Origin of the sequence: Nonomuraea spiralis, from assembly GCF_014648435.1 — a bacterium.
Lineage (GTDB): Bacteria > Actinomycetota > Actinomycetes > Streptosporangiales > Streptosporangiaceae > Nonomuraea > Nonomuraea spiralis.
In genome coordinates this window covers 4,425-17,291 of sequence record NZ_BMRC01000020.1, presented here as the reverse complement: position 1 = coordinate 17,291, position 12,867 = coordinate 4,425, and the positions used below count along the sequence as shown (strand labels likewise).

Sequence of the window (12,867 nt, the reverse complement as noted above, 5' to 3'; positions counted from 1 at the left end):
GGCCGGGACCGATGTCCGGCTCGGCAGCTCGCGCGCTGCCCGCCACGCTAGAAGACCGGCACCGTGGGGTCGCAGACGGCCACGACGCTGTTGCCGGCGATGATCCGGATCGGCACGTCGGTGAAATCGGCGATGGTCACGCCATTGAAGTCGTGCTCGAACGCCGACGTTCCCGGGGGGTTGATGCCCAGGTCGAGGGGGCCGGGCGGCGGCACGTCGCCGACGTGGAGAAGGACCTTCGCGTCCTGGTCGTCGAAGCCTTCGTTGAACTGGCCGGTCATGCGGACCGTGGAGTCCTCGGTCTGGGTGAAGGTGACCCGACCGCCGAGCGCGTCGGTGTATGTGACGTCGCCGATTGCCATCTGGCGCACTCCGTTCGTCGCGGGCCTTCCCCACCGGAAGCGCCCTTCGCGCAGAGTATCGGCTTACTCACTTCGGGTTGTGATTGCTTGATCGGCACCGACGCCGCCGGGGTGGCGCCGACCCGGTGGTCAGCCGGGGTTGCGGTCGAGCAGGTCGGCGAAGGCCGCCGCCGCGTTGTCGGCGCGCGCCGGGTCCGCGGCGACCATGCGGTCGAGTGCCAGGCCGTCGAGTGTGGCGAGGATGAGGTCGGCGAGCGGCTCGGCCTCGCCCGCCGCGACCCCCAGGGCGAGGAGGCCGCCCCGCAACGGCTCGCGCCACGGCCCGCGCAGTTGTTCGACGGCGGCCCTCCAGCGTTCGGGCTCCTTGGCGGCGAGGACGGAAAGGTCGAGGTAGAGCCGGGTGGTCTGCGTGCCGCTCGGGTGCGCGAGGCTGGACCACAGATGCCTGACGAGGTCGGCGACACTGCGCACCGCCTGGCCAGGAGGTTCGACCGCCGCGGCCAGCCGCTGCTGCGCGAGCGCGAGGGCGGCGCCGACGAGCCGTTCCTTGCTGCCGAAGTGGTAGATCAGCATGCGGTCGCTGGTGTTCAGGGCGGCGGCCAGCGGACGCAGCGACAACCCGATGAGACCGTGTTCGAGCACGTAGTCCAGCACCTGCCCGGCCAGCTCGGCACGACGATCCATGGCTCGACCGTAGCAGTCCTATCCGTGAATGTAGCGCGTGCTACATTCATATGCATGTAGCGTCTGCTACACACAAAGGGGGCGGCGATGATTTTGAACAGGATGGCGCCCGTACTCCCACCGCTGGTGTGGGGAGCGGTCGCGGGGGTGAGTACGCCGCGCGGGCCGCTGACCCCGGCAGCGGCGCTGACCAGCATCGGGCTCAGCCTGGTCGTGGGCGGGGTCGCCGGATACCTCGCCAGGTCGCGATGGGCGATGATCGCGTCGCCGGCGGTGTTCGCCATCGTCTTCGAGATCGTCCGGACCGGTGCGGAAGGGCCGAGCGTCGACGCGCCGCAGGGCGGGCTGTTCGGAGTGCTCGCGCTCCTCGCCGGGCGGGGCGTGCACGGGCTGCTCGCGTTGCTTCCGATGCTCGTCGGCGCCGCCTGCGGAGCCGGCCTTGCCCGATCAGGCCAGGGAACCCGATCAGGACAGGGAACCGGCCTTGCCCGATCAGGATCGGGAGCAGGCCGCGTCCAGCACTGGCTCGGCCGGACGGTGATCGGCGTGCTCGCGATGATCGTCGCCGCGCTGGCGATCGGCGTCGCGCTGCCCGCGAGCACCGCCCCGATCACCGGTGAGCGTGCCGTCGCCGAGCTGACGACCATCCCGAGCGGCTCCCACCGGCTCGGGCTGATGATCCGCGGCCGGGACACGGCCAAGCCGGTCCTGTTGTTCCTCCCCGGCGCGCCCGGCGCGGCCGAACGCGGAGCGGTGCGCAGGCACCTGTCCGCGCTGGAGGACCACGTCGTGGTCGCCACCCTCGACCGGCGCGGCGGCGGCAGCTCCTACCCGACGCTCGAACCCACCGCCACGCTGACCCCGGCGAGCGAGACCGGCGACATCCTCGCCGCCGCGAACTACCTCAGAACCCGATTCGGCAAGGACCGGATCTACCTCCTGGCACACTCCGGGGGCACCCTGCCCGCGGTGCTCGCCGTGCAACGGCGGCCCGAGCTGTTCCACGCCTACGTCGGCGTCGGTCAGGCAGTGAACACCGGCGCCGCCGACCGCGTCCAGTACGCCGACACCCTCGCCTGGGCGCGCGGCCACCGTGACCGCGACCTCGCCGCCGCGCTGGAAGCCGTCGGGCCCCCGCCCTATGCCGGCATGTACGGCTACGAGCCGATGCTGCTCGCCGAGAGCAAGGTCTACGCGACCGGGAACGGCCAGGGCGGCCTCGACGAGAGCCTGGCGGCGACCGAATACTCCTTGCTGGACAAGGTGCACCTCGTCACCGGCTTCCTCGACGCCTACGATCGCTACTACCCGAAGGCCCGCGACCTCGACCTGCGGACTCTCGTCCCGCGGCTCGCCGTCCCCGCCTACTTCATCGACGGCGCCGACGAGGTCCCGGCACGCAGCCGGCTGCTGGACGACTGGTACGCCACACTCGTGGCGCCCCACAAGGAACACACCGTCCTGCCCGGCGCCGGGCACCGGTCGCTGTACGAGCAGCCGGACAGGTTCACCGACATCCTCGTCGGGCGCGTCCTGGCCACAGGCGTCAGAACCTGAGCACTGCGGCCACGTCCGAGACGGCCTGCCGTCACCCTCGACGCATCGGATGAGACCTTCGGCAACTGGAGAGTCAGGTCGACTTCCGGTTCCGGTGGACGATCTCTCTGTCGCCCTTGCCGGGATACGCCATGATCAGCAGCCGCTGCCCACTCTGCGCCTCGCCCTTCCAGGGGAACCAGGCGTAGTGGACGCGGATGCGGTAGTGCCCCTTGCGCCCGTTGAGGGCGAGGTTGGGCAGCTCGGTGCCGCTGAGGCTGTCGTAGAGCACGATCTGGCCGCCCGCGCTGTAGTAGCCGACCTCGACCACCTTGTCCCAGCCCTTGGTCTCGACGGGCGGCCGGCGGGTGTAGGTCTCCAGGGTGACGCAGAGGTCGAAGTCGGGGTGGGTCATCACGGACAGGATCCCGCGCGCGGAGGAGACCAGCCCGTTGCCGGGGTCCATGTCCGGCTCGGTCTCCTCCTCTCCTTCCTCCTCGTACGTCTGCAGCACCCCGTAGTCGGTCCACTGCGGCTCCTTCATCCGGATCGCCCAGGCCGGCTTGGTGCGCGGCCGGTGGCGCGGCGTGGCGTCGCACATGGCTTGGGAGTCGGCCTGCATCGCCGCGATCTCCTGGTCCTGCTCGGCCTTCGCGGCCTGGACGATGGTGGTGGCGCTGGGACAGATGCCGGCCAGAGGATCGGTGAGGGACGCGCGGTCGACCTTCAACCGGGCCAGCTCCCGTGGGTCGTTGCGGGTGTGGACGCCGCACAGGTGGCGCCCGTAGGCCAGCACGACCTGGTCGGGCGTGGTGTCGGGGAACACGTGCAGGCTCTGTGCGCCGTGGTCGCCGCGCAGGGAGCACACGAACTTCTGCTCGGCCGTCAGCTCGCGCGGCTCGGCCTCGCCCGTGTCGATCTCCCACGGCTCGGGCATGTCGCAGTCCGTGACGGGGCCGCGGGCCATGTCCGCTGCGGGCAGCAGGCACAGGGCCACGGCCGAGGCGAGCCCCGCCAGGAGGACGTGGTGGCGGACGCGGTGACCGGGCGGGGCGGCGTACAGAAAGAGCAGGATGAGGCCGGAGGCGGTGAGCGCGAGGGCGTACCAGAGCGGGGAGATGCCGGGAGACAGGAGCTCGGTACCGTCGTAGGGGACGACGGCGCCCCGCTCGACGTAGAGGCTTTCCGGGTAGAGCCACAGCTCCCCGAAGAAGGTGGAGTGCTCCGAAGTGAACGCGCTCACGGCGCCGGCCCCGCCCAGCAGGAACAGGCTCAGCGTCGTGGCGCGCAGTAACGTGCGCGTCCGCCGCCGCACGGCGACCAGGATCAGCACCGCCGGCGCGCCGACGCCGACGAGGAGGTCGAGCACGAACCAGTACGCGGTGGCCTCCGACCCGGTGTACTCGCGTACCGCGTCGCCCAGCATGTTCTTCGGTCCGAGCCAGAACGGCACCCCCTGCGCGAGGTTGACGGCCGCGGGGACCAGCGGGAGCACGATCGCCACGGTCGGCAGCGGCCACCACTTGGCGCGCGCCCGCACGGGCTCCGTCCGGGGCGCGGAAGGCCGGAGCGTGCCCAGGTCATGTGCGGACCTCGCCCACCAGACCAGCGAGAAGACCGAAACCGCGCCCAGGAGCGAGGGCATCATCAGCTTCCACGCCACCGCGTCCGAGCCGCCGAACGCCACGATCGAGACCGAGCCGGACGAGAGGAGGGAGAAGAAGACCGCGATCACGCCGGCCCGTACCGTCGCGCCGCTCCAGCGCGGATCCCGCGCCTGCGCCACCAGCAGCGACACCAGCCACACCGACGACAGGGCGTCCAGCGCCCATGTCCAGTTCTGCCCGGCGAAGAGGTAGTCGCCCGTCTGGTACGCGATGGTGGTGACCACGTCGTGCATCACGCTGAGCACGCCGGTCACGAGCATGAGCACCTGTGGCCATCGGCGGCCGCTCCCCCACAGCACGCGGAAGAACAGCCATATCACCACGAGCTCGATCACATCGGCGACCAGCGACAGCCACCACAGGTAGGGGATCGGCAGCCGCCAGGTCAGGACGTCCACGACCGTGGCGTAGAGGGCGACCCGCAGCAGTCGCACCTCCCGGCCGTACCGCGCCGGTTCCCCGCGCAGCCTCCCGCGCAACACCTCCCGGTACGCCCACGCCTGCACCGCCGCGATCGGCACCAGCAGGGCGGGCAGCCACGGCCACGCCCGGATCTCGTCCGCCGTGTATCCGTCCGGGTCCGCGACGACTCTCCACAGCGGGACGAGGTCGCCGGTGACCAGTCCGACGACGGCCAGGACGATCACGACGGCCAGGTAGAGGGCCGCGAAACCGGCGGCGAGCCGGCCGAAACGATGGCGGCGCATGAGGCACTCCGGGACGGGGTGAGGAGGAAAGCGCCCAACCCTACTGATCCCCGACCAAGTGGATCAAGCACCAACTCCCGCAGGTCTTGGGCCACCCGCTCCAGTGCCGGGACGGCGCAGGTCCTCAGCCGCCCGCTCCGGTGCCGGGACGGCGCAGGTCCTCGGCCGCCCGCTCCGGGTACCTCCACTGCCGGGCTCCCCGCCGCGCAGGGCGGCGACCTTCGGCGCGGCGCTCATGCCGTCCGCCGCGCGACGCTGTTTGGCACCTGGCCATGCTGGTTGGCATCGCCCTCGCTCATCCATGCCAAGATTTCGAGGGTGGAGATGACCGATGTCACGCGTGCGATCTCGGCTGCGATTTCGGTCGCCGCATCGCTCGACCTGCCGGCCGACGACGCAATCGTCGTCCACAACTCGAACAAGCTGGCACTGCGGCTGACGCCATGCGACGTCTTCGCCCGGGTCGCCTTTGTGGGACAAGAGGTTGCACAGTTCGAAGTTCAGCTCGCTCAGCGGCTCGCCGAGGTGGGATGCCCGGTGTGTCCCTTGGAGCCTCGGACGGGCCCGCGTGTGTACACGCGCGATGACTTCGCCGTGACGCTGTGGACCTACTTCGAGCCCGTGACACCTCACACCTCACCAGTCGACTACGCCACGGCGCTGGAGCAACTGCACGCCGGCATGCGCAAGGTCGATGTGCCGAGCCCGCGGTTCACGGACCGGATCACGGAGGCGGAAGAAATTGTCGCCGACCCGGATCGCTCGCCGGAGCTCGCCGACGCGGACCGCGTGTTCCTCGGCGGCAGGCTGGCAAGCCTGCGACGAGCGATCGACGAGCGCGGCGCCGTGGAGCAGCTGCTCCACGGCGAGCCCCATCCAGGCAATGTGCTCAGCACGAAGAACGGCCCATTGTTCATCGACCTTGAGACGTGCTGCCGTGGACCCGTCGAGTTCGATCTCGCCCATGTGCCCGAGGCGGTCTGCGAGCACTACCCAAGCGTTGACCAAGGGCTGCTGGACGAGTGCCGGCAGCTCGTCATCGCGATGGTCGCCGCGTGGCGCTGGGAGCTTGGCGACCAGTTTCCGAACGGGCGGCGCTTCGGCGAGGAATTGCTGCGCTTGCTACGTGAGGGGCCTCCTTGGCCGACACTCGACACAGTGACCCGGCGACTGGATGGCCTGGAGAAATCGCCGCAGGTCACGTGATAGCGGCAAGGAACCAGGCGACGAGACTGCCGCCGTTACAACGCCATGCGCGCCCGGCCGCACCGCCGGGCCGGTGTTCCTGGCCGACCGGCGCGTCCCCGCCTCCGGCCTGGGTGAGCCGGTCGGCCGGCTCCAGCCCGGGACCGGAGGTCTGGGTGAGCCGGTTGGCCGGCTCCAGCCCCAGACCGGAGGTCGCACCGGTGACCAGGATCGTCCTCACGCCTTCAGCTTCCCCCCGCCGTCGACGGTGAGGACTGTCCCCGTGGTGAAGGCGTTGCCGACCACGAACGCGATCGCGGAGGCGATGTCAGCCGGCTCGGCCACGCGGTTGAGTGGTGAGGCGGCGGCGAAGCCCTTCATGGCCTCGGCCCTGACCGCCTCGTCCAGCCAGCTCCACCACTCGGTGTCCACCACACCCGGCGAGACCGCGTTCACCCTTACCGGCGCCAGTTCCACGGCCAGGCCGGGGACGATGGCCTCGATCGCACCGTTGATCGCGGCCAGCCCGCTGGAGCCGGGGAAGGCCGCGCCTGCCGAGGCGGCGGCGATGAAGGTGATCGAGCCGCGCTCCGACAGTGCCGTCGCCGCTGCCTTCGCGGTCAGGAAGTGCGGGATCAGCTTGTCCTCAACGGCCTGGCGCAGCGCGTCCGCGGTGATCGCGGAGAGCGGCCCGGCGGCCTGGCCGCGCCCGCTGACATTGATCACCACGTTGTCAACCGGGCCGATCCGGTCGAAGAAGTCACGTGTGGCCTGCTCGTCCCTGGCGTCCACGACGTAACCCGTGCCATCGGTCTCCTTGGCCGCCTGCTCCACCCGATCGGGAGTGCGCCCGGTGACGATCACTTCGTGGCCCTGCTCGCTCAGCAGCTTCGCGGTGGCCAGGCCGACGCCGGTGGTTCCGCCAATGATCACAGTACGCATAGTTGAAACCTTCTTTCGAGTCACCTTGCCTCGAAATCATAAATCGAGACATCGTGTCTTGTAAAATGGTGGCCATGGTGGGCAGACCGAGAAGCGAGACGTCCAGGCACGCGATCCTGCGCGCGGCCCTGGATCTGTGCGAGCGCGACGGCTATCAGAACGTCACGCTGAAGGGCATCGCGCAGGCCGCGGGCACCGGCAGACAGACCGTCTACCGCTGGTGGCCGACCAAGGCGGAGGTGATGCTTGAAGCGCTGACCGCGTTCGTCGAGGCGCCCGCAGGCAGCGAGGACCTGCGCACGTTCCTCCTTGAGACCTTCCGGCTGAGCGGTGGCGCGGTGGGCGGTGTGGTCGTGGGACTGATGGCCGACGCGCAGAGCGACGAGGCGTTCGCCGTACACATGCGCGGGTTCATCGACTCCCGCCGGCAGGCGTTGCGAACCGTGCTCGCCAGGACGCTGTCGGCGGACGTGGACCTGGAGCTGGCGGTCGACATGGTGTTCGGCGCGATGTGGTACCGGTTGATGAACCGCCACGCGCCTGTCGACGAGTCACTCGCCGACGATGTCACCGCGATGCTTGCCCGGCTGTCGTCGTAGTGCGCGCGTCCGACGTCGGCCGCGACCAGGTCGTCCAGGTGCTCGGCGTCGCTGATGCACATGGCCACGATGGCGTGCAGTGCCGGCACGGGGGCGCGGCCGGCTGCGATGGGGCGTCGTTGCCCAACCCCGGTTCAGGTCAGGGGCCGGAAGAAGGTTCGGAGCTCTTCTGCCAGGTAGTCCGGTTCCTCGTGGGCCATGAAGTGTCCGCCGCGGTCGGGGCGAGCGAAATGTCGCAGGTTGGGAAAGGCACGTTCGGCCAGGCTCCGGGGGAAGCCCGCCATCAGGGATTCGTGGCTCAGGGTGATCGCGGTCGGCACGGTGATCGGTGGGCGGGGTCCGGTGTGCGGATGGTCGTAGTAGGGACGGAAGGAGGAACCGATGCTGCCGGTGGCCCAGTAGAGGGTGGCCACGGTGAGCAGGTCGTCGGCCTCCCACCGGGCCTTGAGGTCGCCCTCGCAGTCGCTCCAGTCGCGGTACTTGTCGGCGATCCAGGCCAACAACCCTGCCGGTGAGTCCGTCAGCGCCGCGGCGATGGTGTCCGGACGGGTTCGCATGATCGCGCTGTAGCCGCCGTCCTGGGCGTCGTAGGCCTGTTCGGCCTCCAGGTAGATCCGCTCGTCCGGGGTCACGGCCGAAGAGTCGATGCCGGCGGTGAGGCTGCCGGAGGTCATGTGGATGCCGACCACGCTGGCCGGAAACAGGGCGCCGAGCCATTGGGTGACACTACCGCCGATGTCCCCGCCGAACGCGCCGTAGCGCTGGTAGCCGAGGGTCGTGGTCATCAGGTGCTGCCAGGTCTCGGCGATCCGATGCCCGGTAAAGGGCCCGTGGGGTGTTTCGGAGTACCCGAAACCCGGCAGTGAGGGGATGACCACGTCGAAGTCGGCGGCCAGCCGGTCGGCCACTGCGAGCATCTCCACGAAGCAGCTCGGCCACCCATGGGTGAGCACCAACGGCAACGCGCCGCGTCGCGGAGACTTGACGTGGACAAAATGCACCCGCCGGCCATCGACTTCGGTCAGGTACTGCGAGTACTTGTTCAACCTGGCCTCAACCTGGCGCCAGTCGAAGCCGTCCTGCCAGTGCTCCACCAAGGCACGCAGGTCCGTTGGGTCGGCCCCCGCGTTCCATCGCGTGTGGTCCGAGGCTGGGGTGAACCGGGTGCGCGACAGGCGTACTCGCAGGTCAGCAAGCACGTGCTCCGGTACGTCGATCCGAAAGGGTTGCATGCTCCGGCAATCGTCAGGTGGTCGGTGAGCTACTTCTGCTGAGCGACATGATTCTGACAGCGCTTCGCTACACGAGCCATCAGCTCACCCACGGCGACCACCCCAACGACCGCGAGGATCCGTTCGCCGAACCGTCCTGGTGGCCGCTCGCCGACCTGATGGCCCCGGCCGACGCGGCTGCCTTCCGCTCGAATGATCCCAGCCGCCGCGGCCATCCGGCACGAGGCGGCCGGAACGGCCTGGATGGCGGGGATGACGACCGCCTCCAGGGCGGGGTCGCCGCCCGTCAGTGGTCGGCGCGCAGGGCCTCGGCGGAGAAGCCCGCGATCTCCTTGTACCGCTGCGAGATCTCCGCCAGCTCCTCCACCTTGATCACCTCGGTCGGCCGGCATGTCCGCCGCCTGGACACCGACATTGCCGTCCCCGCCCGGGCTTGAGTCTGCGATCAGCGCGGTAGGCAGTTATGGCGCGCCGCGGGTGCACGCTCAGCCGCAGCGGGACGGCCGGCGGCGGGTGGCCCGGCTGATGCGCGCCCTCGGCCTGGCCGGACGGTACCGGCGCCGCCGACAGATCACCACCATCCCCGGCCCGCACGCGGGCCTACGGCCGGACCTGATCGAGCGCGACTTCACCCCGGACGCGGCGGCCGTTGATACGCGCTGGTGCGGCGACATCACCTCATGGCCACCGTCATCGACATCGCCTCGCGGCGGGTGGTCGGCTGGGCGACCGCCGATCACCTCCGTACTGGCCCGCGCTCGCCCCACCCAGACGCCGCAGGATGTGCAGGCTCAGCGCCGTCTCCCCCATCATGTCCGCCCGGCCGGCGATACGCACGCGGGGCGACGGCGGCCTTGACCTGTGTGTTCCCGTTCAGGCCGGAACTGGGTGACGATCCCGGGCCCGGGGGGATGAACTGGTTTCGCCCCACCAGGACCGCGATCAACGTTTGTCTGGGTGGCGAATCGGGGTTCCAGACAATCGCCCAGCCGCCAAGACTGGCCCTTGCCTGCCATTACCCGCTCGGCGGGCCGGCCATTTCCTGGCTTGGGCCCCACCCAGGCAACTAACGAGGAGAACTCATGCTGCGAAGATTCATCCCGGCCGCCGTCGCCGCCATTTCTCTGGCAGGGCTGGCATTCACGTCGCCTGCGAGCGCGGCAACCCTTGGCTGGTCGAACCATTACGGCTGCGCGAGCGGAGACTTCTGCGTGTATTCGACATACGTCATCTCCGCAGAAACGAAGGTCGGGATCGGCCGGGGCGAAGACTGGGGGGACGGGAAGTTGTCCAGCTGGAACAAGAGCCCCTACAAGGGCGTGTACTCCTTCTTCAACAACGGCAGGCCCGGAGAAGGAGGGGAGGACCACGTGGTCGTCACGTACGCCTACTCGCACGACTCCACGCCCCATACCATGTGCGTTCACTACGCCGAGGACAACGATCTCGCAATTGGACATGAGTTGACCGACAGCGGCGTGGCCGCGACCGTCCTCAAGATCGACTGGGTCCCCGCCTCGACGTGCGGCGGGTAGTCCGCATCCGGCGGCGATCCGCCTGAACCGCCCGGGTCGATGGTGCGGGGGCCGCCGAACCGGACGGCCGGGGGCCTGCGTCCATCGGGGCCAGGTCGCCGGCAGGGCGGTGGGGTGACGGCGGCGTGCGCCGTACCGAGTTCAGCGGCCAGGCGCCTGGATCCGACCAGCGCGGCCGCCGGGCGGCGGGTCCAGGCGAGGCCGGCAGACGCGCCACCGATCGAAGAGGGGCCACCAGACAATCGGCGGGCCCTGAGACTTCGGGGGCCTGCCGGCGACGTCGGGGCTGTCGATGCGGCCATCGACAGGTACAGGGCCGTGAGCCGCCCGTTCCTGCTCAGGCTGGAACAGCAGGGCAGGCGGCGCCCCGCCGTTGTCCAGTGGATCCCGTGCCCCGACCGGGCACGGCCGTCGACGACGATTCCGAGTAGAACGGGGACACGGATGCTCTTCACGAGGCGAGGGCAGGCCGCCGCGCTGATCGCGGGCCACGTTCTGGCCCTGGGGTTGCTCGCTGGTTGCGGCGCCGCCCCCAGCTCACCCCCCGCTCCGCTCACCGAGGCGGACTACGTGGTCCTGAAACGCGCGGAGCTCCTGCTCATCCGCGACTGCATGCAAGAGCAGGGCTTCCAGTACTGGGTGCCGAAGATGCGGGAGCCGTCACGAGGGTTCGGCTTCGTCATCGACGATCCGGACTGGGCGCGTGAGCACGGGTACGGCGGCCTCGACCAGCAGAGGGCCGTGCAAGCCAAGCGGGACGACCCCAACCTCGCCTACATCCGCAGCCTGCCCGCGCCTCGCCGAGCCCAATACGTCCTCGCCATGAGGGGCGGCGACGACGTCAGAGTGCTCACCGCGCACCTGCCCGACGGAGGAACGATCAACAACGCCCTCGGCGGCTGCGAGCTGTCGAGCAGCGAAGAGCTCTACGGCAACCGCGAGCGGTGGTTCCTCCTGGACAGGCTCGCGTCCAACATGACGCCGCTCTACATGCGGGAGATCACGAAGGACGCACGCTTCACCGCGGCCCTGTCCTCCTGGTCGCAGTGTATGCGCGGGAAAGGCCACACCTACACCACGCCGCCGGAGATCCGAGCAGCCCTTCCCGGTCTCACCAAGGGGCTGGCTCCCGCCCAGGCCCACACCGTCGAGGTGAAGCTGGCCGTGGCGGAGGCCACCTGCGCACGCGCCACCTCGCTGCCCTCCATCTTGCGCACGCTGCGAGTCGAGTACCAGCCCAAGGCGGAGGGGCCCTACGCGGCCGATCTCCAGACCCACGCCCGGCTGCTACGGGAGGCACTCGAGCGCGCGAAAGAGATCAACCGCGCCACACCCTAGGCTTCCGCGGCGCAAGGCCGCGGATCACCCCTCACCGAGGTCACAGGAGAGAGACCATGCGCAAGATCCGCCTCACGGCCGTAGTCGTGGGCTTGGCCCTCGCCGCCATTCCCATGTCCGCCCCCTCCTCGACAGCCGGCACCGCCATGGAGTCACACTGCCTCACGATGAAGAACCGCTGGTTCCCCGACGGCAACTTCACCGCCTACGCGGACACCTTCTGCTACAACCCGATCGGCTGGGGCCCGGGCGACGATCCCAACTGGTCCGACAACTCTGGCGACTTCCGTACGACTGACGGCAGCAGCGCCATGTCCGTCCTCAACACCGGCTGGGGGGCGGAAGCCGACGTTGTCGCCGTGTACGACTACGCGAACTACGACTTCGCCGGCGGGTACCGGTGTCTGGGCACGGGCGACTGGGAGTCCGACCTGAGCAACTTCAGGTTCGTCGACCCGAACGGCAACCCCAAGGGCCCCATGGCTCGCGCGATCTCCTCACATCAGTGGGTCTACAGCAGTGGCTGCGCAGCCGCCAGCTGGATCGGCTTGCCATGACGCGTGAGCAAGGATCGACGCCGTCATCGAATGATCTCGGCCATCAAGCTGGAGATGGCCACGTCGAGCCCAACGCAGGAGATTGCCGACTGGCACGGCACCGGACGGCGCGCCAGGCAGGGCCAAAGCCGTGCCACCGGGCGAGTTCCTTCCTCAGGTGGCCTTCCACTCGATGATCCGGAGGTAGCCCGTCTCGGGGCCGGCGACCGCGCCGAGTTCGCCCTCGCCGGTCCTGTGATCGCGCCCTCCCTGCACCCTCGCAGCGCCCGCCGCCCGGCGTACGTCCTGGCGGACCTGCACTCAGTCGACGATCGCGCCGCCGGTCAGGTTGGCGATCGTCCCGGTCATGGCCCCCGCTCGCTCCGAAGCCAGGAACGCGGCCGTCTCCGCGATCTCCGAAAGCGTCGGCAGCCTCTTGAGCAGCGTCCCCTGCGCCATCGCCCCGCCTTCGAGCATCTCCTGGACCGACTGCCCGGCCGCTGCCGCGGCCTGCTCGAAGAGCTCGTTGGTGTAGGAACCGGCT

General features: G+C 69.7%; 15 protein-coding genes and 1 pseudogene. 8 read left to right on the top strand and 8 right to left on the bottom strand.

Annotated elements, in window-relative coordinates; translation table 11 throughout:
• Window positions 1-47 precede the first annotated feature (47 nt).
• Both IEZ27_RS36835 and IEZ27_RS36830 read right to left on the bottom strand, forming a co-directional pair.
• Window positions 48-362 (bottom strand): hypothetical protein, encoded by a 315-nt coding sequence (locus IEZ27_RS36835; protein ID WP_189651490.1) that lies wholly within the window; start codon window positions 360-362, stop codon window positions 48-50.
• Window positions 363-491: 129 nt separating this feature from the next.
• Window positions 492-1,046, bottom strand: coding sequence for a TetR/AcrR family transcriptional regulator (locus IEZ27_RS36830; protein WP_189651489.1), 555 nt, complete (start codon window positions 1,044-1,046; stop codon window positions 492-494).
• Between the two features lie 87 nt (window positions 1,047-1,133).
• On the opposite strand from IEZ27_RS36830, the gene IEZ27_RS36825 reads away from it, so the two are divergent.
• Window positions 1,134-2,603 (top strand): alpha/beta fold hydrolase, encoded by a 1,470-nt coding sequence (locus tag IEZ27_RS36825; protein ID WP_189651488.1) that lies wholly within the window; start codon window positions 1,134-1,136, stop codon window positions 2,601-2,603.
• A gap of 73 nt (window positions 2,604-2,676) precedes the next feature.
• On the opposite strand, the gene IEZ27_RS36820 is transcribed toward IEZ27_RS36825, so the two are convergent.
• On the bottom strand, window positions 2,677-4,956 hold the full coding sequence (locus tag IEZ27_RS36820; RefSeq protein ID WP_189651487.1) for a hypothetical protein: 2,280 nt from the start codon (window positions 4,954-4,956) through the stop codon (window positions 2,677-2,679).
• Between the two features lie 324 nt (window positions 4,957-5,280).
• On the opposite strand from IEZ27_RS36820, the gene IEZ27_RS36815 reads away from it, so the two are divergent.
• Entirely contained in the window at window positions 5,281-6,162 is an 882-nt protein-coding gene (locus IEZ27_RS36815) for a phosphotransferase enzyme family protein (RefSeq protein ID WP_229824706.1), read from the top strand.
• Here IEZ27_RS36815 and IEZ27_RS36810 read toward each other — a convergent pair.
• A complete protein-coding gene (locus IEZ27_RS36810) occupies window positions 6,155-6,382 on the bottom strand; it encodes a hypothetical protein (RefSeq protein WP_189651485.1) in 228 nt (75 codons plus the stop codon). The genes IEZ27_RS36815 and IEZ27_RS36810 overlap by 8 nt on opposite strands.
• Window positions 6,379-7,083, bottom strand: coding sequence for an SDR family oxidoreductase (locus tag IEZ27_RS36805; RefSeq protein WP_189651484.1), 705 nt, complete (start codon window positions 7,081-7,083; stop codon window positions 6,379-6,381). Before IEZ27_RS36805 ends, IEZ27_RS36810 begins: the two co-directional genes overlap by 4 nt.
• Window positions 7,084-7,157: 74 nt before the next feature.
• Between IEZ27_RS36805 and IEZ27_RS36800 the strand changes: the two genes are divergently transcribed.
• Window positions 7,158-7,682 carry a TetR/AcrR family transcriptional regulator gene (locus IEZ27_RS36800; protein ID WP_189651483.1) on the top strand — a complete coding sequence of 175 codons (525 nt, stop codon included), beginning with the start codon at window positions 7,158-7,160 and terminating at the stop codon, window positions 7,680-7,682.
• 134 nt (window positions 7,683-7,816) lie between these two features.
• On the opposite strand, the gene IEZ27_RS36795 is transcribed toward IEZ27_RS36800, so the two are convergent.
• Window positions 7,817-8,914: an epoxide hydrolase family protein gene (locus IEZ27_RS36795; RefSeq protein WP_189651482.1), complete on the bottom strand. Its 1,098-nt coding sequence runs from the start codon at window positions 8,912-8,914 to the stop codon at window positions 7,817-7,819.
• 47 nt (window positions 8,915-8,961) lie between these two features.
• Between IEZ27_RS36795 and IEZ27_RS36790 the strand changes: the two genes are divergently transcribed.
• The 5 genes and pseudogenes from IEZ27_RS36790 to IEZ27_RS36770 all read left to right on the top strand — a co-directional run bounded on the left by IEZ27_RS36790 (window position 8,962) and on the right by IEZ27_RS36770 (window position 12,344).
• Window positions 8,962-9,351, top strand: a complete 390-nt coding sequence (locus IEZ27_RS36790) for a hypothetical protein (RefSeq protein WP_189651481.1) — start codon at window positions 8,962-8,964, stop codon at window positions 9,349-9,351.
• A 22-nt stretch (window positions 9,352-9,373) separates the two neighbouring features.
• Window positions 9,374-9,663: pseudogene (locus IEZ27_RS36785) on the top strand (IS3-like element ISRhosp1 family transposase); the annotation flags it as partial.
• 333 nt (window positions 9,664-9,996) lie between these two features.
• Window positions 9,997-10,449, top strand: coding sequence for a hypothetical protein (locus IEZ27_RS36780; RefSeq protein ID WP_189651479.1), 453 nt, complete (start codon window positions 9,997-9,999; stop codon window positions 10,447-10,449).
• A 444-nt stretch (window positions 10,450-10,893) separates the two neighbouring features.
• On the top strand, window positions 10,894-11,787 hold the full coding sequence (locus tag IEZ27_RS36775; protein ID WP_189651478.1) for a hypothetical protein: 894 nt from the start codon (window positions 10,894-10,896) through the stop codon (window positions 11,785-11,787).
• 56 nt (window positions 11,788-11,843) lie between these two features.
• Window positions 11,844-12,344, top strand: a complete 501-nt coding sequence (locus IEZ27_RS36770; RefSeq protein ID WP_189651477.1) for a hypothetical protein — start codon at window positions 11,844-11,846, stop codon at window positions 12,342-12,344.
• A 153-nt stretch (window positions 12,345-12,497) separates the two neighbouring features.
• On the opposite strand, the gene IEZ27_RS36765 is transcribed toward IEZ27_RS36770, so the two are convergent.
• Together IEZ27_RS36765 and IEZ27_RS36760 are read right to left on the bottom strand one after the other, a co-directional pair.
• Entirely contained in the window at window positions 12,498-12,644 is a 147-nt protein-coding gene (locus IEZ27_RS36765) for a hypothetical protein (protein WP_189651476.1), read from the bottom strand.
• Window positions 12,645-12,867 (bottom strand): SDR family oxidoreductase (locus tag IEZ27_RS36760; RefSeq protein WP_189651475.1); only part of this gene is annotated, 223 nt, incomplete at its 5' end.